Source organism: Vibrio aestuarianus (assembly GCF_012395185.1).
In the GTDB taxonomy this organism is placed as follows: Bacteria; Pseudomonadota; Gammaproteobacteria; order Enterobacterales; family Vibrionaceae; genus Vibrio; species Vibrio aestuarianus.
On record NZ_JAAZTU010000039.1, the window covers coordinates 1 to 19,522 of the forward strand.

At 41.7% G+C, this 19,522-nt stretch carries 17 protein-coding genes and 1 pseudogene; 12 read left to right on the forward strand and 6 right to left on the reverse strand.

Annotated elements, in window-relative coordinates:
• The first annotated feature begins 76 nt into the window (after positions 1 to 76).
• A complete protein-coding gene (locus tag HGG78_RS15740; RefSeq protein ID WP_053310002.1) occupies positions 77 to 490 on the forward strand; it encodes an H-NS histone family protein in 414 nt (137 codons plus the stop codon).
• Positions 491 to 546: 56 nt separating this feature from the next.
• On the opposite strand, the gene HGG78_RS15745 is transcribed toward HGG78_RS15740, so the two are convergent.
• Both HGG78_RS15745 and HGG78_RS15750 read right to left on the reverse strand, forming a co-directional pair.
• A complete protein-coding gene (locus tag HGG78_RS15745; RefSeq protein ID WP_053310003.1) occupies positions 547 to 1,851 on the reverse strand; it encodes an inosine/guanosine kinase in 1,305 nt (434 codons plus the stop codon).
• Positions 1,852 to 1,953: 102 nt separating this feature from the next.
• Positions 1,954 to 2,223, reverse strand: a complete 270-nt coding sequence (locus HGG78_RS15750) for a hypothetical protein (protein WP_053310004.1) — start codon at positions 2,221 to 2,223, stop codon at positions 1,954 to 1,956.
• A 290-nt stretch (positions 2,224 to 2,513) separates the two neighbouring features.
• Between HGG78_RS15750 and mnmA the strand changes: the two genes are divergently transcribed.
• The 3 genes from mnmA to purB are packed head-to-tail and all read left to right on the forward strand — an operon-like array spanning position 2,514 to position 5,696.
• On the forward strand, positions 2,514 to 3,635 hold the full coding sequence (mnmA, locus tag HGG78_RS15755) for a tRNA 2-thiouridine(34) synthase MnmA (RefSeq protein WP_172533468.1): 1,122 nt from the start codon (positions 2,514 to 2,516) through the stop codon (positions 3,633 to 3,635).
• Between the two features lie 19 nt (positions 3,636 to 3,654).
• Positions 3,655 to 4,272: a high frequency lysogenization protein HflD gene (gene hflD, locus HGG78_RS15760; RefSeq protein ID WP_053310006.1), complete on the forward strand. Its 618-nt coding sequence runs from the start codon at positions 3,655 to 3,657 to the stop codon at positions 4,270 to 4,272.
• Between the two features lie 53 nt (positions 4,273 to 4,325).
• Complete coding sequence (gene purB / locus HGG78_RS15765) at positions 4,326 to 5,696, forward strand: adenylosuccinate lyase (protein ID WP_053310007.1); 1,371 nt, start codon at positions 4,326 to 4,328, stop codon at positions 5,694 to 5,696.
• Between the two features lie 122 nt (positions 5,697 to 5,818).
• Here the strand turns inward: purB and serC are convergent, their stop codons facing one another.
• On the reverse strand, positions 5,819 to 6,916 hold the full coding sequence (serC, locus tag HGG78_RS15770) for a 3-phosphoserine/phosphohydroxythreonine transaminase (RefSeq protein ID WP_172533469.1): 1,098 nt from the start codon (positions 6,914 to 6,916) through the stop codon (positions 5,819 to 5,821).
• A gap of 129 nt (positions 6,917 to 7,045) precedes the next feature.
• Positions 7,046 to 8,305 carry a DUF945 family protein gene (locus HGG78_RS15775; protein ID WP_172533470.1) on the reverse strand — a complete coding sequence of 420 codons (1,260 nt, stop codon included), beginning with the start codon at positions 8,303 to 8,305 and terminating at the stop codon, positions 7,046 to 7,048.
• 171 nt (positions 8,306 to 8,476) lie between these two features.
• Here HGG78_RS15775 and HGG78_RS15780 point away from each other — a divergent pair, with 171 nt between their 5' ends.
• From HGG78_RS15780 to HGG78_RS15790, 3 genes and pseudogenes are all read left to right on the forward strand, one after another.
• Positions 8,477 to 10,399: an ATP-binding protein gene (locus tag HGG78_RS15780; protein ID WP_172533486.1), complete on the forward strand. Its 1,923-nt coding sequence runs from the start codon at positions 8,477 to 8,479 to the stop codon at positions 10,397 to 10,399.
• Between the two features lie 33 nt (positions 10,400 to 10,432).
• Positions 10,433 to 10,920, forward strand: a pseudogene (locus HGG78_RS15785) (response regulator).
• Between the two features lie 183 nt (positions 10,921 to 11,103).
• Positions 11,104 to 11,649 carry a hypothetical protein gene (locus HGG78_RS15790; protein ID WP_172533471.1) on the forward strand — a complete coding sequence of 182 codons (546 nt, stop codon included), beginning with the start codon at positions 11,104 to 11,106 and terminating at the stop codon, positions 11,647 to 11,649.
• A 68-nt stretch (positions 11,650 to 11,717) separates the two neighbouring features.
• Here HGG78_RS15790 and HGG78_RS15795 read toward each other — a convergent pair whose 3' ends face one another.
• Entirely contained in the window at positions 11,718 to 12,305 is a 588-nt protein-coding gene (locus HGG78_RS15795) for a TfoX/Sxy family DNA transformation protein (RefSeq protein WP_172533472.1), read from the reverse strand.
• A 370-nt stretch (positions 12,306 to 12,675) separates the two neighbouring features.
• On the opposite strand from HGG78_RS15795, the gene HGG78_RS15800 reads away from it, so the two are divergent.
• The 5 genes from HGG78_RS15800 to HGG78_RS15820 all read left to right on the forward strand — a co-directional run bounded on the left by HGG78_RS15800 (position 12,676) and on the right by HGG78_RS15820 (position 18,038).
• A complete protein-coding gene (locus HGG78_RS15800; RefSeq protein WP_172533473.1) occupies positions 12,676 to 13,596 on the forward strand; it encodes an HDOD domain-containing protein in 921 nt (306 codons plus the stop codon).
• A gap of 23 nt (positions 13,597 to 13,619) precedes the next feature.
• The gene (locus HGG78_RS15805) at positions 13,620 to 14,525 is read left to right on the forward strand and encodes a LysO family transporter (RefSeq protein WP_053310015.1); all 906 of its coding nucleotides are present in this window, start codon (positions 13,620 to 13,622) and stop codon (positions 14,523 to 14,525) included.
• An 87-nt stretch (positions 14,526 to 14,612) separates the two neighbouring features.
• Positions 14,613 to 15,125, forward strand: a complete 513-nt coding sequence (locus HGG78_RS15810; protein WP_053310016.1) for a hypothetical protein — start codon at positions 14,613 to 14,615, stop codon at positions 15,123 to 15,125.
• A 101-nt stretch (positions 15,126 to 15,226) separates the two neighbouring features.
• Positions 15,227 to 16,876: a pyridoxal-dependent aspartate 1-decarboxylase PanP gene (panP, locus tag HGG78_RS15815; protein WP_053310017.1), complete on the forward strand. Its 1,650-nt coding sequence runs from the start codon at positions 15,227 to 15,229 to the stop codon at positions 16,874 to 16,876.
• A 307-nt stretch (positions 16,877 to 17,183) separates the two neighbouring features.
• Positions 17,184 to 18,038, forward strand: coding sequence for a MurR/RpiR family transcriptional regulator (locus HGG78_RS15820; RefSeq protein ID WP_053310018.1), 855 nt, complete (start codon positions 17,184 to 17,186; stop codon positions 18,036 to 18,038).
• A 34-nt stretch (positions 18,039 to 18,072) separates the two neighbouring features.
• Here the strand turns inward: HGG78_RS15820 and HGG78_RS15825 are convergent, their stop codons facing one another.
• On the reverse strand, positions 18,073 to 19,314 hold the full coding sequence (locus tag HGG78_RS15825; RefSeq protein ID WP_172533474.1) for an iron-containing alcohol dehydrogenase: 1,242 nt from the start codon (positions 19,312 to 19,314) through the stop codon (positions 18,073 to 18,075).
• Between the last annotated feature and the right edge of the window lie 208 nt (positions 19,315 to 19,522).

Genomic DNA, 19,522 nt, shown 5'->3' on the forward strand with positions numbered 1-19,522 from the left:
GAACTTAATATTGTAAGAAAAATTTCCTCAGTTTATTATTACCTTGTCGACTAAATTAAATCTTATAGGAATAGTCATGTCTGAATTAACAAAAACTCTACTAAATATCCGTAGCCTACGCGCTTTCTCTCGTGAACTAACTCTTGAGCAACTTGAAGAAGCTCTAGATAAATTAACGATTGTTGTACAAGAGCGTAGAGAATCAGAAGAGGAAGAGCGTTCAGCTCGCGCTGAACAAGAAGCCAAACTTGCAGCTATTGCAGAACAAATTGCAAAAGATGGTATTGATGTTAGCGCATTAATTTCAGCACTTTCTGGTGAAACAAAAGGCAAAGTAAAAGCTCAAGGTAAACGCGCACCTCGCCCTGCAAAATATAAATATGTCGATAATAACGGCAATGAAAAAACGTGGACTGGTCAAGGCCGTACACCTTCTGCAATTCAAGAGCAACTTGATGCAGGTAAGTCTCTAGAAGAATTTGAGATTTAATTATCAATTAAATAAAAAGGCTCCCTATCGGAGCCTTTTTATTATCTGTAAGAACATTAGCGTTCCCAATATGCTTCTTCTAAACTGTCTTCGCGTTCAGGCAAACCACGAGATAAACGTGGAGAATGTTGCACTAACACTTCATAGCTCGCACGATTAGAATATTTGCAGACTTGAGAAAATGATGAATAGGTTAAAAAGTCGTTCTGGTGCTTACTTGAATTAGGTACATTCTCTTTGTGATATTTATTGGCGGCCATATCATGCAATAAGGCCGATAAAGCCGCATCACCGGCACCATTCGTGTTTTTAATTTTTTCAGGTCCACCCATATAAGGTGCAATATGAGAATAAATACGGATTGGGTTTTCACAGCTTATTTTTGATGCTGGGCGGCTAAACTCGTAACGGTTAAATTCAGGAATCGAACCTGGCAATAGCGGCAATGACGTCTCTCGTTTTGCTGAATCTTCGGTATAACCGGCCATAAACAGTCCAACAGGACCTGCGGTACACAATACTAAATCAACCCAATCTAACGCTTTATTCGATGCAGCAAGCGGATCACTTTCACCGGTTAAAGCCTCTGCTTCATCTTCGTTCATAGCAACGACAGTGACATTATCACGCAAAAATTCTTGCCAATATTGGGGGTCGTCTTGAATAACAAATTTTGTCCCTAGTGTTAATACCACTGGTACATCGTATTTTTTGGCGTACTCAATCGCCTTCATTGTTGCATCAGGCATCGGATCGCCCTTTTTACAACGCACAAGATACGCCGTGATAACTAATGCCGAAGCACTACGAAATATTTTTTCAGGCACATTATCCGGGGTAAGTTGATTCATCTGCCCTTCGCTAATGGCAAAAGTACGCTCTCCATCTTCAGTAATTAGCGCAAAACAACGACCAATAGCGCCATCTACACCTTGTAAATAATTCAAATCCATACGACTTGATGTATTACATAGATAACGGTATCCATAACTGCCTATTTTTATATCCTGGCTCATGACCCCTAATAAGGTAGATCGATCATCGGCCAACACCGAATAATTGTGTAATGTATTACCTATAGTGCCACCGGCATACTCATTCGTAATTAAGTTATTTTCTTTTAGCTCGACATAAAGCGCTTCGGCTTTTTGATCATCAATAACTAATGAGTGCCCTTTACTAAGCCCATATTTATCAATTAGGTCTGTTGTTACTTTCGCTTCTATATCGACCAAGGTTTGGTCAATACCAATAATATGTGTACGCGACATCTTCTTATTTTCTTGTGATTGAATGACAAGAGGATCGCGAGCGTGAACAGGAAAGTAATGCTTGGATTTGCGTTGACCAGGAAATTTCATAACGTAAGTCTGAGTAAAGGGGTGAAGGATGCGCGATTCTACCGCGCACCCAATTGCGCGGCAACTAAGTCGGTTATAGCAAACGTTTGCTGATGGTTATTTTTATTCACCTTCCATGAAGCTGAGATCTGGTAGCATATCCAAATGCTCAGAATAACGTTTTAAATTGAATTCACCTTCATTTTTCATCACATCGAAAACTTCAATCGCTAGCGCACACGCCATTGATGCCACCGCATCTTCTCGGCTACTCCCTGTCATCATCAGACGCATTAATGTCTCTTTTACTTTGATTGGATTTCCTTCTGCGAGTTGATTTTCAACCGTTTCAATCAGAATCGCGTCATCCATTATTTGGTTTTCATCTTGCATGTTGCTGCCTTATATAAATCTAACTAATAGGTTGAAATTATTGGCAAACCATATGTGCCATTTCAAGTGATGTAAGTCATCACCGAGAACCCAACCCTAATAAGAGAATATCGAGAATTTCATGCACTATGCCATAGGCAATTAGAGAACTCTAAAATTAATTTATCTTTAGTACTGGTGGAAACTACAGCAATTAAGCGTAATAGAAGTGTGATTGCAGTCTCGGATCTGTCCCCACTAAAATCTTTCTGATAGAATCTGCATCCAAGTCAATTTAGTGGTATTTAGTAATGTCAGATAACCGCTGCGCAAACAGCCAAAAGAAAGTCATTGTCGGCATGTCCGGTGGTGTTGATTCCTCAGTTTCCGCGTATCTTCTTAAAGAGCAAGGTTACCAAGTTGAAGGCCTGTTCATGAAGAACTGGGAAGAAGACGACAATGAGGAATATTGTACGGCAGCAGAAGATCTCGCTGACGCACAGGCAGTTTGTGACAAACTAGGTATCCACCTGCACACGATTAACTTTGCCGCAGAATACTGGGATAACGTATTTGAGTATTTCCTCGCTGAATACAAAGCTGGGCGTACGCCTAACCCAGACATTCTTTGTAACAAAGAAATCAAGTTTAAAGCCTTCCTAGAATTTGCCGACGAAGTGCTTGATGCCGATTACATTGCTATGGGTCACTACGTGCGTCGCACCTTCCCTGAAGGCAATGAAAAACCACAAATGTTACGTGGGTTGGACAACAATAAAGACCAGAGCTATTTCCTTTATACGTTAAGTCACGAACAAGTTGCACGCAGCCTATTCCCTGTTGGTGATTTAGAAAAACCTGAAGTTCGCCGTATTGCTGAAGAACAAGATCTAATTACTGCGAAGAAAAAAGATTCAACTGGCATTTGTTTTATTGGCGAACGCAAATTTACTGATTTCTTATCTCGCTATTTACCTGCCCAGCCGGGTAAAATTGAAACGCCAGAAGGTAAAGTGATTGGTGAGCACCAAGGTTTGATGTATCACACTTTAGGTCAGCGTAAAGGGTTGCACATCGGTGGCCAAAAAGGCGGCGGTGGTAATGAAGACCCATGGTATGTCGCAGAGAAAGATCTGCAACGTAATGTTCTTATCGCGGTGCAAGGTGCTGATCACCCATTGCTTAAGTCTCAAGGTTTGATCGCATCACAATTACACTGGGTTGATCGTACGCCAATTACGGAACCATTGAGCTGCACAGTGAAAACACGTTATCGTCAAACGGATATTGCATGTACTATCATCCCTATTGATGATGACAATATAAAAGTTATTTTTGACGAGCCTCAAGTCGCCGTCACCCCGGGTCAATCTGCCGTTTTCTATAAAGACGATGTTTGTCTTGGTGGCGGAATTATTGAACAGCGCATTTAATTGATTTAGGAGTAATTACGTGGCTAACACCATTTATGACCGTACCATCGCATTTGCCGGTATCTGCCAAGCGGTTGCCTTAGTGCAACAAGTCGCGAAAAATGGTCACTGTGATTCAGACGCGTTTGAAACTTCTCTAACGGCTATTTTAAGCACTAACCCAAGTAATACTCTCGATGTTTTTGGCTCTGAGGCTAACCTTAAGGTTGGCCTTGAGTGCTTAGTAAAAGGTATCGATAGCACGCCTTCTGGCAGTGAGCTTACTCGTTACATCATTAGTCTAATGGCATTAGAACGTAAATTAGATGGTCGCCGAGATGCAATGTCACAACTTGGCGATCGGATCCAAACCGCCGAACGTCAAATCGAACATTTTGATTTGTTAGACGATCAGATGGTCAGCAATATAGCCAGTATTTATCTTGATGTCATTAGCCCTATTGGGCCGCGTATCCAAGTCACCGGCACCCCTACAGTATTACAACAAACTTCAACTCAGCACAAAGTACGAGCACTGCTCCTTTCGGGGATCCGCTGCGCGGTATTGTGGCGCCAAGTTGGAGGAAAACGTCGCCATTTGATTTTCGGTCGTAAGAAAATGATCGAACAAGCACAAATACTTTTGGCGCGTATCTAGCTTCAATGCAAAGAATTCACTCTCATACTTAACCTCAAATTCAGGAGAAAAACATGGAACTGTCAGCCTTGACTGCTGTTTCACCGGTAGACGGCCGCTACGGAAGTAAAACGATTGCGTTACGCAGTATCTTTAGTGAGTTTGGTCTCCTCAAATATCGCACCATCGTTGAAGTACGTTGGCTACAGAAGCTTTCAGCAACCGCTGAAATCGCTGAAGTACCAGCATTCAGCGCAGAAGCGAATCAATTCCTCGATAATATTGCTGCAAACTTCTGTGAAGAAGACGCTGCTCGTATTAAAGAAATTGAACGCACGACGAACCATGATGTTAAGGCTGTAGAGTACTTCTTAAAAGAAAAAGTGGCAGAGATGCCTGAGCTGCACGCCGTCAACGAATTCATTCATTTTGCTTGTACCTCTGAAGACATTAACAATACTTCTCACGCGTTAATGCTAAAAGAAGCACGTGACACCGTTATTCTTCCTGAAATTCGTAACATCATTGATGCAATCCGTAAGCTAGCAGAAGAGTACCGAGATATTCCGTTACTTTCTCGTACCCACGGCCAGCCAGCTTCTCCTAGTACAATGGGGAAAGAGATGGCTAACGTAGCGTACCGTATGGAGCGCCAATATAAGCAAATTGCTAATGTTGAGATCTTAGCCAAAGTGAATGGCGCAGTGGGTAACTATAACGCTCACCTATCAGCTTATCCTGAAGTTGATTGGCATCATTTCAGTGAACAATTTATTACTGAATGCTTAGGCGTAACGTGGAACCCTTATACAACACAAATCGAACCTCATGATTACATTGCAGAATTGTTCGATGCCGTTGCTCGTTTCAATACCATTCTGATTGATTTCGATCGTGATATTTGGGGCTATATTGCACTGGGTCATTTCAAGCAAAAAACCATCGCTGGCGAAATCGGTTCTTCAACCATGCCGCATAAAGTAAACCCAATCGATTTTGAAAACTCCGAAGGTAACCTTGGTCTAGCTAACGCGGTATTCGGTCATTTGGCTCAAAAACTGCCTATCTCACGCTGGCAGCGTGACCTAACTGATTCGACTGTATTACGTAACCTAGGTGTGGGTGTTGGCTATGCAATTATCGCCTACACATCAACACTAAAAGGCATTAGTAAACTCGAAGTTAACCGTGATGCACTATTGGCAGAACTGGATAAAAACTGGGAAGTATTAGCAGAACCAGTCCAAACTGTGATGCGCCGCTATGGTATTGAAAAGCCATACGAGAAGCTTAAAGAACTCACACGTGGTAAGCGTGTTGATGGTGAAGCAATGCGTAATTTCATTGACGGCTTAGAGCTACCAGAAGCTGAAAAAGCACGCTTGAAAGAGATGACACCAGCCAACTATATTGGTCAAGCTATCGAACTCACAGATAAGCTGTAAGACTTAGCTTCGACTCTCTATGACAAAGCCCACGCACGATATTCGTGGGCTTTCGTTTATCAACACAACAGCCTTTGCTCATACAGCAGACGATGTGCTCTTGGTGTGATATCAATTATTTTTTATGCATATTGCTTTTCAAATTCGTGCATAAAATCAACCAGCGCTTGAACCCCTTCCAATGACATTGCATTGTAGATAGAAGCACGCATACCACCAACCGCACGGTGACCTTTTAGTGAAGCTAAACCGCGTGCCTCTGCTTGCTCTAAAAATACGCTATCCAGCTCAGGTTTTGCTAATTGGAAAGGGACATTCATTAGAGAACGGTTATCTGGGTGGATCTCATTACGATAAAATGGAGACTCATCAATACAGTTATATAATAAGGCTGCTTTTTCATGGTTAATCAATTCAATGGCTTGAACACCACCCTGCTCTTTCAACCATTTGAATACCAAGCCTGACAAATACCAAGCAAATGTCGGTGGTGTATTGAACATGGAGTCTTGTTCTGCCTGAACTTTATAGTTCAAAATCGTCGGTAAAACATCGCTAGCCAATCCCAGAAGATCATCACGCACAATCACAATACAGATGCCTGCCGGGCCTATATTCTTTTGTGCACCCGCATAAATCACACCGTATTTTGACACATCAATTTGACGAGAAAGAATAGTTGAAGACATATCGGCCACAATCGGCTTATCCGTTTGAGGAAGATCATTGATTTCAATACCATCTATCGTTTCGTTCGGACAAAAATGAACATACGCGGATTCAGGGTCAATTTTCCAATCACAGGCAGGGATAACAGCAGCCTTACCATCTTTAGTGACTTTGGCATTAAACACATCAGGTTCGCAGTATTTGTTCGCTTCGTTAATCGCACTTTCTGCCCAATAACCAGCATCTATATAGGTTGCTTTAGTTGCGTCACCAAGTAAATTAAGAGGCACGGCGGCAAACTGAGCTCGTGCACCACCTTGGCAAAATAAGACTTTATAATTATCAGGAATATTCAATAAATCGCGTAGATCTTGTTCCGCATCTTGAGCGACTTTGATAAATGGTTTGCTACGGTGGCTAATTTCCATCACGGACGTGCCAAGTTCATTCCAATTCACAAACTCAGCTTGTGCTTTTTCCATTACCGCTTTTGGCAAACCCGCAGGGCCCGCACTAAAATTATAAACAGTGTCCGTTTGATTTGGTTCCATGAAGTCCTTGCTCCTACTATCGACAATTAATGTGATTAATAACACTTTTTACACAGGATAAAAAGCGAGAAAAGAGGTCATGTGACCTCTTTTTTTTATTGATAGGGAAAAAGCATTACTTTACTGACATTAACCAAGCATTACTGGCATCAACAAGGCAACCAGTGGAAGTTGCTTGCCGTTTTTAAACTCCAGATTTCCTTGTTTAATTTCAGCTTGAAGTCGATATCCATCAGCCTCTTGAACCATCATTTCCATGATAACAAGTTCATCGATGCCTTGTTTAATAAATGGAAAATCCTCAACCAATTGATTCGAAATAAAAGTATCAACATTACCCACTAACGCTGGCAAAATAATACTTGGGTCTTGCAATATATCATTGGTTCCTTCCGGTACAGCGATTTTCCATTTTGATTCAAACTCACCACTAGCGATTTTTAGCGCCATTTTATTCATAGAAAGGTAGAAACCTTTCGCAAATAAAGACTCGATATAAGGTAAGGCCTGCTGAATATCTTGTTCCGACAATGCAGGGTTATTTTGGTATAGTGTGGTGAGTTTTTCCAATGATTCACTGTCTAAGTCACCCAAGGTGAAATCAATATTTAAATCATTCACTTCACCGTCATTTGAAAGCAGTTTTTCCAACACGACAACATGATTACTGCTAAAGCGAGCAAGATCGCCATTGATTGAAGAGTCGAATTTATAGGTGGCATTAGTCACATCAAGCACACTGTTTTCGAACCCATCAACAACACTCAAACGTGATAAAGCCAGTGACTGGTCTCCCAACCAAAAACCTTTGTCTTGTTTACCTGCACCTTGACCAGACAATTGAGAAAGCGCCATTTTCTCACCACTCGCAAAGTCAAGTTCGACTGATGGAACATCAAGTTGGTAGGATATTTCACCTAGCACAGTGACCGCCCCTTCTAATGTTGCAGGTGAAGTCGACACCACCATTTGGCCATCTTGTGTCGCATAATGCCAGCTATCTAATACAAAGGAATATTGCGTATTACCATTAAGTTGCGTTGTACTGGTTAAGCTTAACGGAAAATCAGGTGTATTCACTAATGATGAATGAGCCGTTAAGCTCATAAGACCATGCTCAACCTTGCTATTAACTAGGAACTCAGTTGGCAAGCCGTCAGCTACCAATTGTTGCTTTAGTCCCTCATCGATTATCTGATAACGCGTTTGAACGTTAGAGGAAAGGTAACCGCGATCATAGTTAACAATCTCGGCCTGAAAAGCCAAGGAAGAGAGCTTTGCTATCCCATCGCTGATGACATTATGCCCAATTTGACCCACAGCAAGCGGCCAACATAGCGCGAGAGAGATTGCGCCACCTACGGCACCAATCATTTTTAATTGTTTCATAGTTTTCTATCCTAAACAGTTTCACTCAGTCTACCGTAAAGAAATGAAAACCAAAACATAGAGTTAAGTCAGAGTATTGCTAGAGGATGAGAAATTCTAAAACCTAGCTCTCAAACCCAATTTTAGATAATTGCTACAGTAGAATAAATCGCCATGACTCTAGAGGCTCGAGTGAATCATTACGCACTACTTTGTTTAGATAACAACCCTATCAGTGTTGATCAACTGCGCTTTGAACTGGCGCCATTTGCGCTTAAATTTGATTTACATACTGCCGAATCCATCGAAGAAGCAGAACAAACACTTGAGTATTTACAAGAGCAGCAGCAAACCATTGCTTTGGTTATCGCCAGTCACCACGAAGCATTTAATGGCGCAGATTTTTTAACTCACCTCGATAAGTCTGAGCACACTCGCTCGGCTCGTAAGGTATTGATCAGTTGCGGACAAGATATTCAAGCCATTCTCAGCGCCGTCAATGAAGGACGTCTTGATCATTGTTTAACAAAACCAGTCCCCGACCAAATATTATACAAAACCGTTCACAAAGAGCTCACCACTTATATTTTAGAGAACGATAAAGAGAACATTCTCAATTACAGCACTGTACTTGATCAACAGCGTATTTTACGTGCACATATTGACAATAAAATGCGCAGCTACAGAGATGGCTTCATCTCTGACTACCACAAGCTTTCTGACGGTGAATTAGCCGAGCAAGTAATCGGCGCTCTTCATCAATTTTTTGAAAATGAAGATGAAACTCATGCTTGTAGAACCTATTCAGCAGAGCACCTACTGACTAAAGAGGGCGAAGACAACCGCTTCTTATGGTTCATTACCGAAGGAGAGGTCGCTTTATATAAAAAGGATGAGCTTGGTCAACAGCGAGAAGTGGTTCGACATAAAAAAGGGAATATTGTCGGTGGAATGTCTTTCGTTACCGGAGAAAAATCCTTTTCCACCGCCATTACTTTGACCAAAACTGATGTAATTAAGTTAGACCGAGATGTCTTTTCCAAGGTCATGCATTCTGACACACGGTTACTGCCCCTTTTTACCAACTTATTATTGCGCCACTTCAATCGCCGCCTGCAACGCAGTATTAACACAAAACTAGAACTACAAAAGACGCTTGAATCATTGGAGTCGGCTCATCAACAGCTTATCGAACGAGAAAAGATGGCGATGTTAGGGCAACTTGTCGCTGGCGTTGCTCACGAGTTGAATAATCCGATTGCCGCCATCTTGCGAGGGACTGAAACATTATCCAATAAGATTGAGCTGATAGTGAATGCGACGAGCAACCAATCACTACAAAATAAGGGCAGTCAATTACTTCAAGCCGCTTTACAGGCCAAACCGACATCAACGGCCGAAGAGCGAACCCGAGCCAAAACTCTTGAAGTGGAAATAAAAAACCGTTTGGTTGCCAAAAAGCTAGTCAAGTTGAATCTCGATGATGATATCGAACTCAAACAATTAGCCAAAAACTCGCCAGATAACGCATTGGAAAGGTTAGAGCATTTAGAAAGTTACTTCTTAACTGGCAGCACGTTACGATCCATAAATGTTTGTGCACAGCGCATTGCCGATATGGTCAAAAGCTTAAAAGGTTACGCACGACCAGACGATGAAACCCTTCATAGAGTCGATATTCATGAAGGCATCGAAGACACTTTAGTGATCTTTGAAAACCGCCTTAAACGGCATAGTGTAGAAAAAGAGTATGCGCAATTACCCCTTGTTTCCTGCCAGCCCATCGCATTGCAACAAGTATGGACCAACCTAATATCCAATGCCATTGATGCGTTTCCTGAACATGGGGTGTTACATATTACAACCAAACAAACGAGACACGATGATCGCCCTTTTGTCACTATTAGCTTCACAGATAACGGCAGTGGCATAGATGACGAGCAAAAAGCCAATATCTTCACATTGAACTACACCACCAAAAAAGAGGGCAACTTTGGTCTTGGGATCGGCTTATCTGTATGTCAACAAATTGTCCAGCAACATAAAGGCTGGCTTGAGGTTCAATCGAAAAAAAACACCTACACCACAATGACAGTTTGGCTACCAATTAATTAATCCGTCTCAGTGACTTTGATAAAGGAGAAAATCATGAACAAATTCTTGATTCTATGTGTCGACGACGAACGAGAAGTTTTAGATAGTGTGATGCAAGACTTAGACTGCTTCGAAGAATATTTCATCGTAGAAGCTGCGGAATCGGTTACTGAAGCAAAAGAAGTTATTGCAGAAAACCAAGCTCAACCGCCTTGATACTGTGTGACCACATCATGCCAGAGCAAACTGGGATTAGTTTTTTGATAGAATTAAGTCAAAACGAAGAGACAGCGCAGACTCGAAAAGTGTTGCTCACAGGCCAAGCAGGTTTAGAAGATACGGTTGAAGCTGTCAATCACTCTAGCCTGCATTTTTACGTTGCCAAGCCTTGGAATGGCGATAAGCTGCGAGAAATAATAAAAGATCAATTAACGCAGTATATGATTGCCAATGAATCCGAGTTAATGCCATGGGCGCGAGTTTTAGATGCCGAAAAAATATTTAATTCCATCGCAGAAAACCGCATTAATTTTGGCGAATAACCCTATTTTTTATGAAAATGGCACTTTCTTTGCTTATTTTTTGCCAAGACGACAAAAGAATGACATTTTTTTGATGGTGGCAATAGCTCACTATGCACTATGATGTCTTAATTGATTAATGTCACAGTGGATTTTCCACTACTGACCATGGAAATAAACTAAAAATATAGGTTTATAGTGACTATGCGTAAAACAATCATTGCGGCAGCACTACTGCTTGCCTCTGGGCAAACATTGGCTGAATCCGACCGAAACAGCCCAACGGTCATGAGCAACTTTAATTATGACTATATCGAAGCTCGCATTGGAGTCAGTCCAGTAACATTTGGTGCAGCAATAAGTAAGTCTATCCACCCAAATGCTCATATTATTGGCCGTATTGACTCTGAATTTGAAAGTGATTTTGATGCTGCTGCAGGTTTTGGTTTCCACGCCCCCATCAACAACTGGGCAGACTTTACTGGTGAAATGTTGCTTCGCATCGTCGATAGTGAAAATAGCAGTACCGATACCGGAATAGAGTTAAATCTAGGTGTTCGTCAGTGGCTTGGCCCACAACTTGAAATAGGTGGTAAAGGCGGTTATGTCTCAATTGATGACAATGATGACTGGATTGCGTCTTTCTATGCTCGCTTCCACTCCACAGAACTATTCTCCGTCGGAGCTGAAGCTCGTATTAACGATGCGTACGGTGAGCAGTTGATGTTCACCACTCGCTTTAAGTTCTAACGAACTGTTATACAAAAAAGCCAAGATAAGTGTCTTGGCTTTTTATGACAGTCAATTATCCTCATTGTTTACGAACAACGATTCAATAGCTGGCGCTTACGAGGTTCTTGTAACAGTTTCCAGTGAATACCTTCGATTGCGCCCGCAAATTTCCAAAGTAATTTAACATCCACGTCGCTGCCATAGATTTTTCTCACCTTAGAAAAAACCTCTGATGCCCCTAATTCTATAAATGTCTCGACATCAGCAACACCAGCTTTCTTGACCATGCGCTCGAGTGTTAACTGCATGTTTGGTAAATCACGCAAACGCCGACTAGCAGAAGATTTTTGGAAACTTCTTTGCTTTACAGAGTGCCGTATTGATTGAGCAACGATAGCATCAAGCTCTTCACTTTCACTAACAAAAAGGTCAGTAATATCATAGTAGTTCACCGTTGCTGTGGTTTGCTTTTTGACGTGTTTATACTTTTCACAGCCTAAGCGAGTCAACATGCTATCAAGATGGCCACCACCGCGGATAAAAATACGCTCCTCGCTGATAAGAGAGTACATCGCCTCATTTTGAAACAACCCCACTCCACCAAACATAGAACGCTTTTGGAAAGCGCCAAACTTAATTACATAATCGAAAAATGCTTGCTCAGTCATATCCATTGATCCTTAATCAAATTCCCCGATTAAACGTGATCACCAGATAGCAGCAGATTTTTTAGCGAAAAAATGAATAATTCAACGGCAAGTTATTTAATTATGTAATATTAGCTTGCCTTTATATACTCATATCATAGTTAACGATACGAAATAAGTCTGGGCATATCTCACATCCATTACTATATTTAATCTGTTTTATATGACCAGCATCACAGTATCAATTTGTGAGTGTACTTTCTTTGACACCTACAGCCTCACTTGAGGCACTTAATTTTGACCAAATAGGAACAAATTGACGTAGGCTGATGTAATTGGTTGCTTATTTAGATTAGCAAACGGTAAAATGCCCCTAATACAAATTGAGCACATTACTATGAATCACTTATCTTTTTATTGGCTTCCCGAACATCGCCAAATGCTTATCCAAGGACTAGAAAGCGAATTTGCTCAGTTAGTTGAACATTCAATTAGCACCGGGAAAATTTCGCTACCGCCAATTCCGGATGTCGTTCTTAAAATTCAGAAGCTTTGCACGTTAGAATCGTCAGGAATATCGGATGTGGCCGATTGTCTATTGGAAGACCCCGGACTTGCAGCCATCGTTATACGTGTAGCAAACTCCGTTGTTTTTAATCGCCGCAATATTACCTGCACTGACTTAATTACTGCGGTATCCCGCCTGGGTATTCTAAGAGTTCGCGATATTGTGACAGCACAAGCTATTGAACAACTAAAACACTCCGTAAACCTGAGCAAAGCATGCAATAAAATACTAGTTAACAGTGCATCGGTATCAAAAGAGCTCGGTGCGACAATGGTTTTAGTCACTCAAGCCTTTAAACTACTTGAACCGGCTAAATATCAACATTTAGAGCAAGAAAAAGCACTATTAGTTGGCCTATTGGCTGATATTGGACTGTTCTGTTTAGTCAGTGAATATCACTTATATCTACAGAACGGAAATTATCTAGATCAAGAGATTGCGCTACAAATCTTCCAGTCTCGCAGCTCGAAGACCAGTCAATTGGTTTTACGAAATTGGGGTTTTGACTCAGATTTCCTAGAAGTGGCCGGAAATCAATCTTTAGTCGCATCTTCTCATGAAGTCAGTTACCTTGATGTGGCACGCATTGCACACCACTTGCTCTTATTTCGCCGACAAGACGACGATATTGATGAGCATGAAGTTGAAATTAATGCGACAGGTGCTGAAGTACTGTACAACCTCAGTAATTTAAGCGAGATTGAATTCAAATCAAAGCTGAGCGATGTCATTAGCGCGAGCGGTTTTTAAATAAAAGATAATCAGAGGATTAGATGCTCTCAGGGATGTTATTTATTTTTGCTCCATTAGTCGTGGGGTATCTATTTTCTATAACCAATCAGCAATGGTTGTCAGCGTTGAACAAAACGACCTCTTGGTTAGTCTATGTCATTCTGTTCCTTATGGGGCTCAGTTTAGCCGCACTTGATAACCTCGGCGATAACCTACAGCTGATCCTCAAATTCACTGCCGTATTTTTCTTAGCGATCGGTTTATGCAACCTGTTGGTTTTACCGTTTGTTGACAAGTTTTGGCCGATCAAAACCGATGCAAATCACACCAAACTTCCACTTTCAAATATGGCCTTAGAGTCCATTAAACTGATTTTAGTTGTTGGGGGTGGACTAACCATCGGTGTCGTTTTAGCGTTAGATCTCAATTGGGTAGATACTGCCAGTGAATGGATTCTATTTATTTTACTCTTTTTCATTGGTATCCAATTAAGAAATAGTGGATTAACACTCAGACAAATCCTACTTAATAAACATGGCATGATCATCGCCTCAGTTATCATTGTCAGCTCATGGATTGGCGGTATCATCTCAGCGATGATTTTAGAGATCCCAGTATATAGAGGGCTCGCAATGGCATCAGGATTTGGCTGGTATTCACTGGCTGGAATTTTAATGGGTGATGCCTTCGGCCCTGTTTATGGCGGTGCTTCTTTTATGATTGAGCTATTAAGAGAACTCATTGCCTTAGTCATGATCCCTATGTTGATCCGCTCTAAACCCTGTACATCTATTGGCTATGCTGGCGCAACCGCGATGGATTTTACATTGCCAGTGATTCAAACAACAGGTGGTGTGCGTTGTGTCCCTATCGCTATCGTCAGTGGCTTTATTCTCAGCTTACTCGTGCCCATTCTGATGCTGTTCTTTGTATCACTTGCAGGCTAGGTCTCAGGAATCACCTTAATCATTATTTACACTCATAATTAGGGAGTAAACTCCCACACAATAACAAAAGCTCAAAAAGGAAGATTTATGAAACGTGTCATTGTTGCCCTACTACTTTCAGCATCTACGAATATGGCAATGGCTGCTGATAATCAATGTCTGAACAAAAAGTATGATGCCTATATTGATGCATCATTAACTTGGTACAGCGATTTAACAGATCTAGTTACTAAGCAATATCCAGATCTTGAAGAAGTAAGCCAATGGTTCTTACAAGGGCGTCAACATCACTTCGAACTCAGTCGAGCAGCCGTACATTATTATCTTCAAAACGATCCATCCAAAGTCGCCACCTCTCAACCTGTTGAAGCTTGGCTGAAACTGGAACAACATGACGTTAAAGTACTCGCCTCACGCAGCGATGAACTTGGCCAAATAGCAAAAACCACGTTTGAAGATCGACAAACTGCACCGAACGAAAAGAATTATGAGCTACGCTCAGCACTTGCAGAATTACTCAGTCATCCCAAGCAAATCGATGCGGCACTCAATCGCTACAACGATGCAATTTCAACGCTAGAAAAGAACAAGTGCCAATAAACTAAGCCCACCGCCCAACCGAATTAAGACGGGACATCTGTCCCGTTTTCGTTTAGATTGTGCCGATCGCTTTCCATAACAAATAAAAATTACGACGCTGTATGGTATCCGAACAGAAAACTGCAGATGTGAGTTTCGAGAGCTTACTACGAATCTTCACCGTGCCTGAAGGCCCCGACTCTACACTGACAAAAATTGAAGCAGAGCTTTCACGCAACCTTAATCTTTTCCTGCGTGAACACATTGTTGCCGAAGAAAAACCACTAAAAGAAATCGAGAAAGATTTCTCTAATGCGCACATCCCTGAAGCGCCTGAATTTGTGTCTGAACACACGCAGCACCTACTTGATACGCTCGTTTCTCATTCGGTTCACACTGCTGCGCCAAGTTTTATTGGTCATATGACCTCGGCATTGCCCTATTTCTTAATGCCGTTGTCAAAAATCATGATTGCCTTGAATCAGAACTTGGTAAAAATCGAAACATCCAAAGCATTTACCCCCTTAGAACGTCAAGTGCTGGGTATGCTGCACCGTTTGATTTATCAGCAAAATGACCTTTTTTATTCACAATGGATGCACAGTGCAGAGCACTCACTTGGCGCATTTTGCTCGGGTGGTACTATCGCGAACATTACTGCTCTTTGGGTGGCGCGCAATAATGCACTTAAAGCACAAGGTGATTTTAAAGGCGTTGAAAAAGAAGGCCTATTTAAGGCAATGCAACATTATGGATATAATGGACTGGCGATATTAGTGTCTGAACGCGGCCATTATTCTCTGAAAAAAGCAGCGGATGTACTGGGGATTGGTCAAGACAGCCTGATTTCAGTAAAAACTGATAATAATAATCGACTGTGTCCTGATGACTTACAAGCAAAAATCACCCAGCTAAAAATAGATAAGATCAAACCGTTTGCTGTCATTGGCGTTGCTGGTACAACTGAAACTGGCACAATCGATCCGTTAAAAGATATCGCGGTTATTTGTCAGCAAGAAAACTGCCATTTCCATGTTGATGCAGCTTGGGGCGGCGCAACGTTAATGTCGAATAACTACCGCCACTTACTTGATGGTATTGAGCTCGCCGACTCAGTAACAATTGACGCACATAAGCAGTTATATATCCCGATGGGTGCAGGAATGGTGTTATTCAAAAACCCAGACGCAATGCATTCCATTGAACATCACGCGCAGTATATTTTGCGCAAAGGGTCGAAAGATCTCGGTAGCCACACATTGGAAGGGTCTCGCTCTGGTATGGCTATGCTGGTGTATGCCAGTATGCATATCATCAGTCGGCCGGGTTATGAGCTATTGATCGATCAAAGTATTAATAAAGCACGCTATTTTGCCGACTTGATTAAACAACAAAACGATTTTGAGTTAATCTCTGAACCCGAGCTTTGTTTGCTAACCTATCGTTACCTTCCTCCAATAACGCAAAAAGCTCTCAAGTTGTCGACCGCTGAACAAAAAGTAAAACTGAACGAACTACTCAACGAGCTCACTCAATTTGTACAGAAAAAACAAAGAGAAACGGGTCGTTCATTTGTTTCTCGTACCCGCTTAAACCCAGAGCACTGGGACAAATTGGATACTATAGTTTTTCGTGTTGTATTGGCTAACCCACTGACTACCAATGAAATATTAGGCTCCGTTTTAGAAGAACAACGCCAGATCGTCAAATTAGCCCCTAATCTTATGCTTAAAATTGACCAGCTATCACAGCAGATCCTTGGCCAAATTTAACGTGATCAGTTACAGCAAATTGAAAATTTATTTCTTTTTGCTGTAACTAATTAATCATTAATTAGCCAAAAAATTCATTTTCCCTCTATTTAAACCTCAAATATGTAGTTTTCATGAAATTTTGTTTGAGGCTTGTCATATTCTCATCAATTGATGAGCTGAATTGTTACAGAATTCTACAACCTAGGTTTATACTCCCTTCATGGCGTTGGTTTAGTCCCCCTTTTTTGGAAATGCATTATTTCCACTCCCCCAAGAGGATCATTGGCAAAATCAACGAGTTGTTCTCTTCGCCCGCGTGAACACTATGAATACATTAGAAAAAATTCAAAAAAACTTGGAAAATTTTAGCAAGTCGGAACGTAAAGTTGCTGAGGTCATTATGGCTTCACCACAAACGGCGATTCATTCAAGTATCGCGACACTGGCTAAAATGGCTGATGTCAGCGAACCCACAGTGAACCGTTTCTGTCGCCGCTTAGACACCAAAGGTTTTCCTGATTTCAAGCTTCACTTAGCACAAAGCCTTGCTAACGGAACTCCGTATGTAAACCGTAATGTTGAAGAGGAAGATGGTCCTGATGCTTATACGCATAAGATTTTCGAATCAACCATGGCGTGTTTGGATGTGGCCAAAAATAGCTTAGATCCCATGCAAATCAACCGTGCGGTGGATCTGCTTACTCAGGCTAAGCGCATCTCTTTCTTTGGATTGGGCGCCTCTTCTGCAGTTGCAAAAGATGCCCAGAACAAGTTTATCCGATTCAATATTCCGATCACTTGTTTTGAAGATATCGTTATGCAACGTATGAGCTGCATTAACTGTACTGATAACGACGTGATCGTCTTAATTTCTCATACTGGTAGAACAAAAAGCCAGGTTGAGATAGCGAATCTTGCTCGTGAAAATGGCGCAACGGTTATCGCTATCACGGCGAAAGATTCGCCACTAGATAAAGCGAGTTCACTTTCGATCTCACTTGATGTGCCAGAAGATACGGATGTTTATATGCCAATGGCCAGTCGTGTCGTGCAAATGACCGTCATTGATGTACTCGCCACTGGTTTTACTTTGCGCAGAGGCTCTGGCTTTCGGGAAAATTTAAAGCGTGTGAAAGATGCTTTGAAAGATTCACGTTACGATAAGCTATCACAATTTTAATCTTGAACGGAGCCGCTAACACTGGCTCCGTTTTTTAATTTTGCTTACTGCTCTGCTCAAGCATAGGATCATGCACAATCTCTACACGATTTGCTACGTTAGCATCTAGTTCTTTACACCCAGCCTGACAGCCACAAACTTGATTCAAAATATAAACCAATCGCTCTTGCGTTAACGGTAAAGGATTGCCCTTGATAGCAACCGACTGCAAAGCATCATCAGCAACCTTTTCAAATGAGGTACTGCAAACACCAAATTGACTCAAGTTTGGCAACTGCAGTTTGTCGAGCATCATTTTTACCCACAAAATGCCATCTTCCACATGTACGTTATTTCGACCAGTCACGATTTGTGCAATTTTCTCATAGCGACTCAGTAGATCTTTTCGTTTAGCTTTTCGCGCAGATCGGATATTTTCATACATCACATGCGGAGCTAATCGCGCCGTAATAACGCTATGTGGTGCCTCTAATTTGCCACCTAACGCTGAAGCTAATCCATGCGCAGCACCCAATTTAGCATTAGTGATAGCCATACCGCCCAACATGGCAGCAAATGACAGATCGGCGCGTGCTTTTTTATCATCTTTGCGACAAGCGGGTAAAATAGAGCGACTTAAACGCCGTAACCCTTCTTCACAAACCATATCCGTCAATGGGTTTGGCTCTCCGCACACATAAGCTTCCATCAGATGGGTAAATGCATCCATTGCACCTCGCCCGGAAGTATACATATCGGTACCGTAAGTGAGTGCTGGGTCGACAATGGCGACATCAGCCAACATATCAGGACTACGTAAACTCACTTTAACTTTATCTTGGCCTGATTTTAGTACCGCATTACGTGTTACTTCAGCACCAGTACTCGCGGTTGTAGGAATTGCAATAAAGGGGATAGGTTTGGTTTTAAGTGGAACGCTTCTGCCAACCACTTCAACATAGTCGTACACGTTTCCTTGATTGGGAATAATTGCCGCAAGCGCTTTGCCCATGTCAATAACACTACCACCACCGATAGCCACCACCATGTCGGGCTTAAACCTGCGACCAAGAATAGCGGTTTCTTCGACCATGGTGATATTAGGTTCACCCGTGATAGCCACATGTTGATAACGCATATTTTGAGCATTGAGGTATTGAGTGATGATACGTGATCGTTCTCGTTCTTTACCTGAGACCAGTAACACGCTGTAACCATATTGATTTAAGATTGAGAGCGAATTTGGCAACGCCCCTTCTCCAAAAATGATCCGAGTTGCTGTCATAAATTGAAACATGAATGCGTTCCTTTTCTCTAATCCTAATTAGCTAGTTTTAGAGTGCCCTTATCCTTGTCACTTTTTCTTGATGCAGTGCAACTTGGAGATAATAACCATGTAAAATGTATAAGTTTATGCGTGGTATCACAGCGAAGAAAGCTCGTATACATTGGTAACAGTCGAAAATATCTGGCTTGCATCGTTTAAGAATTCAGCAATAGATTTT

Coding starts and splice junctions, on each gene's coding strand:
- HGG78_RS15810 (WP_053310016.1), top strand. CDS start 14,613: ATGAAACGTGTCATTGTTGCCCTACTACTTTCAGCATCTACGAATATG.
- mnmA (WP_172533468.1), top strand. CDS start 2,514: ATGTCAGATAACCGCTGCGCAAACAGCCAAAAGAAAGTCATTGTCGGC.
- HGG78_RS15800 (WP_172533473.1), top strand. CDS start 12,676: ATGAATCACTTATCTTTTTATTGGCTTCCCGAACATCGCCAAATGCTT.
- HGG78_RS15740 (WP_053310002.1), top strand. CDS start 77: ATGTCTGAATTAACAAAAACTCTACTAAATATCCGTAGCCTACGCGCT.
- HGG78_RS15805 (WP_053310015.1), top strand. CDS start 13,620: ATGCTCTCAGGGATGTTATTTATTTTTGCTCCATTAGTCGTGGGGTAT.
- panP (WP_053310017.1), top strand. CDS start 15,227: ATGGTATCCGAACAGAAAACTGCAGATGTGAGTTTCGAGAGCTTACTA.
- HGG78_RS15790 (WP_172533471.1), top strand. CDS start 11,104: ATGCGTAAAACAATCATTGCGGCAGCACTACTGCTTGCCTCTGGGCAA.
- HGG78_RS15825 (WP_172533474.1), bottom strand. CDS start 19,314: ATGTTTCAATTTATGACAGCAACTCGGATCATTTTTGGAGAAGGGGCG.
- purB (WP_053310007.1), top strand. CDS start 4,326: ATGGAACTGTCAGCCTTGACTGCTGTTTCACCGGTAGACGGCCGCTAC.
- HGG78_RS15745 (WP_053310003.1), bottom strand. CDS start 1,851: ATGAAATTTCCTGGTCAACGCAAATCCAAGCATTACTTTCCTGTTCAC.
- HGG78_RS15750 (WP_053310004.1), bottom strand. CDS start 2,223: ATGCAAGATGAAAACCAAATAATGGATGACGCGATTCTGATTGAAACG.
- HGG78_RS15820 (WP_053310018.1), top strand. CDS start 17,184: ATGAATACATTAGAAAAAATTCAAAAAAACTTGGAAAATTTTAGCAAG.
- HGG78_RS15795 (WP_172533472.1), bottom strand. CDS start 12,305: ATGGATATGACTGAGCAAGCATTTTTCGATTATGTAATTAAGTTTGGC.
- serC (WP_172533469.1), bottom strand. CDS start 6,916: ATGGAACCAAATCAAACGGACACTGTTTATAATTTTAGTGCGGGCCCT.
- HGG78_RS15775 (WP_172533470.1), bottom strand. CDS start 8,305: ATGAAACAATTAAAAATGATTGGTGCCGTAGGTGGCGCAATCTCTCTC.